4 protein-coding genes and 1 pseudogene are annotated in these 2,750 nt (G+C 44.3%); 3 read left to right on the top strand and 2 right to left on the bottom strand.

What is annotated here, in order from left to right; translation table 11 throughout:
• From FEK66_RS26050 to FEK66_RS20440, 3 genes and pseudogenes are all read left to right on the top strand, one after another.
• A pseudogene (locus FEK66_RS26050) lies at positions 1–594 on the top strand (alpha/beta hydrolase); the annotation flags it as partial.
• 17 nt (positions 595–611) lie between these two features.
• On the top strand, positions 612–1,250 hold the full coding sequence (locus FEK66_RS20445) for an SDR family oxidoreductase (protein WP_135493788.1): 639 nt from the start codon (positions 612–614) through the stop codon (positions 1,248–1,250).
• 72 nt (positions 1,251–1,322) lie between these two features.
• Positions 1,323–2,156, top strand: coding sequence for an SDR family NAD(P)-dependent oxidoreductase (locus FEK66_RS20440; RefSeq protein WP_135486244.1), 834 nt, complete (start codon positions 1,323–1,325; stop codon positions 2,154–2,156).
• Positions 2,157–2,278: 122 nt separating this feature from the next.
• Here the strand turns inward: FEK66_RS20440 and FEK66_RS20435 are convergent, their stop codons facing one another.
• Positions 2,279–2,386, bottom strand: a complete 108-nt coding sequence (locus FEK66_RS20435) for a hypothetical protein (protein ID WP_135493786.1) — start codon at positions 2,384–2,386, stop codon at positions 2,279–2,281.
• Between the two features lie 21 nt (positions 2,387–2,407).
• Complete coding sequence (locus FEK66_RS20430; protein WP_000355609.1) at positions 2,408–2,701, bottom strand: hypothetical protein; 294 nt, start codon at positions 2,699–2,701, stop codon at positions 2,408–2,410.
• Positions 2,702–2,750: the final 49 nt, after the last annotated feature.

Here is a 2,750-nt window from a genome sequence, read left to right as displayed (position 1 = left end):
CCCCCCCCCCCCCCCCCCCATGCCATTAATGCCGCGCTGACAGAAAAACGAATTAAAGCTGTAGTGAGTATTACGGGTGTTAATATCGGGCGTCTTTTTCGGGAAGGTTTCAGCAATTACGATCCGATTGGCGCATTGAATGCAATGGCGTCGCAACGAACCAAAGAGGCTCGTGGTGGAGAATTACAGATCAACGATTTACTTCCCGCCAGCCTGGATGCAGCAAAAGCCCATGGACTGACCGAACGCGATGTTTATGAAGCAACTGACTACTATAAAACACCACGCGGGCAACAACCGGGAGGTGCGACAAAAATGTTGTTCTCACATGCACAGAAAACGCTGGCCTGGGATGCCTTCGCATTTACTGAAGTGTTACTGACTCAGCCGGTGATGGTAGTAGTTGGTGAAAAAGTCGGTGCCTTCGGTGCTTATCGTGATGGACTGGAAGTCTATGGCCGGGCGATGGTTTCGCAGGATCGTCAGTTAGTTTCGTTACCCGATTTCTCACATTATGAACTGTATGACAAACCGGAAGCAGTTCAGGAGGCGCTGGAAAAAGTTATTCCTTTTTTCAACACCCATCTGGGATAAGTTTCATGAGAAATATTATGAAAAAAGTACTCATTCTTGGTGCTGGCGGTCAGATAGCCCGCCATGTGATTAATCAACTGGCAGATAAACAAACCATTAAACAAACTTTATTTGCTCGTCAGCCAGCAAAAATACACAAACCCTATCCAACTAATAGCCAGATTATTATGGGGGATGTACTGAATCATGCAGCACTGAAGCAGGCCATGCAGGGACAGGATATTGTGTATGCCAACCTTACGGGGGAAGATTTAGATATTCAGGCAAATTCAGTGATCGCTGCGATGAAAGCCTGTGATGTTAAACGTCTGATCTTTGTTCTTTCCCTCGGCATTTATGATGAAGTTCCAGGAAAATTTGGCGAATGGAATAATGCAGTTATTGGTGAGCCCCTAAAACCATTCCGCAGGGCTGCGGATGCAATTGAGGCTTCTGGACTGGATTATACAATTCTTCGCCCTGCCTGGCTGACTGATGAAGATATTATTGATTATGAGATTACCTCACGCAATGAACCATTCAAAGGTACGATCGTATCGCGTAAGAGTGTCGCCGCATTAATCACAGATATCATCGATAAACCTGAGAAACACATTGGTGAGAATATAGGCATCAATCAACCTGGTACTGATGGTGATAAGCCATTCTTCATGTAAATCAATTACATAACTACCATCGTACTGTACTATGTGCAGTACGATTTATTAAACTTATTAAGGTAAACTGATATGAATCGAGTTTGGTTTGTAACCGGCGCTACCCGTGGTATGGGAACTCACATCGTCAAAGCAGCTTTACAACAGGGGGATCGTGTAGTGGCCACGGGGCGTGATATAGGTAAATTGCGCCAGACATTTATTTCAATTGCACCGGATAAAATTGAACTATTGGAACTTGATGTCCGTAATGAACATCAAGCTATGGTCGCAGCTGATGCTGCGGTTCGTCGTTTTGGACGAATAGATATTCTGGTTAACAATGCCGGATACTGTTTATTGGGACGCTTTGAAGAGGCAACCGCAAAACAAATAGAACAGCAATTTGCTACTAACGTTTTTGGAATGGCTAACGTATTACGAGCCATATTACCAATTATGCGTCAACAGCGTAGCGGACATGTTATTAACACTTCCTCAATTGCAGGAGTTAAAGCTGTAGCAAATGCCACATTCTACTCTGCTTCCAAATTTGCCGTCGAAGGCATGACACTAGCACTTGCCGATGAAGTTGCTCCTTTTGGCATAAAAGTTACTGCTATTGAACCTGGCTTTTTTCGAACAGAATTTCTTAGTGATTGTTCCGCAGTATATGGTGAACGAAACATTGAGGACTATACTATCTGGGGAAACGCTCGTGAATTATTAGCATCTGCTGACGGCCAGCAACAAGGTGACCCATCAAAACTAGCACAAGTAATTTGCCGTGTAGCTGAAATGGAAAAGCCGCCACGTCAATTATTAATTGGTAGTGACGCTATCAATTTTGTCATGCCATCTCTGGAGTATCGAATCAAAGAAGCATGGGAATATAAAGAGTTAAGTAACACAACCGATATTGATTGATAAACCATAAGTGTCTGAAATACTTTAACTCCCCAAAATATAATAACAAACTAATTCTAATATCTGATCCAGCCTCTGACATACAAGCACATACATCGGTTTAGAGGCTGGATTATTAATGGTTATTCTATAGCAGGTATTGCAGACCACTCAATATCCGACGCTATTGAACGGTTCAGCAACACCTGATACTTCTTTCTAGCTGTCAACAACAATGCCTCTTCCCCCATTGCATATACAGCTCACCTTTTTCACCCGCGATTAACCAACAGCCAGACCAGCAGACACGCCACCACCGGCACAGCAAAATCCATCAGGCTTGCCACATCCCACGCGCGTGGATCAAAACCGCCCCACCACGGCATATTCATACGCTTGCCATGCCCGAACATTTCAATCCAGCGATATTCTGCCTGGGTGTGTTCACGCGCAATGAAGAACGTACAACCGGCTATCGCACCGTAAGCCCAGTTTCCGGTAAAAAGACCAACCAGTACCTGCGCAGCCACAGCACAAAGTGCATGAAGGAAAGGTGTTATATCCATTACTCCTCCTTTATCCGATATCGCTTCGAGAAGTTGATAACAACTTTAA

Source organism: Escherichia sp. E1130, assembly GCF_005781065.1.
GTDB lineage: Bacteria > Pseudomonadota > Gammaproteobacteria > Enterobacterales > Enterobacteriaceae > Escherichia.
Note: the sequence above shows the minus strand (reverse complement) of the source record. Positions and strands in the feature narration are given on the sequence as shown.

Excerpts from the sequence above, each read along its gene's own strand:
- FEK66_RS20430 (WP_000355609.1), bottom strand. The coding sequence starts at position 2,701 with ATGGATATAACACCTTTCCTTCATGCACTTTGTGCTGTGGCTGCGCAG.
- FEK66_RS20440 (WP_135486244.1), top strand. The coding sequence starts at position 1,323 with ATGAATCGAGTTTGGTTTGTAACCGGCGCTACCCGTGGTATGGGAACT.
- FEK66_RS20445 (WP_135493788.1), top strand. The coding sequence starts at position 612 with ATGAAAAAAGTACTCATTCTTGGTGCTGGCGGTCAGATAGCCCGCCAT.
- FEK66_RS20435 (WP_135493786.1), bottom strand. The coding sequence starts at position 2,386 with ATGGGGGAAGAGGCATTGTTGTTGACAGCTAGAAAGAAGTATCAGGTG.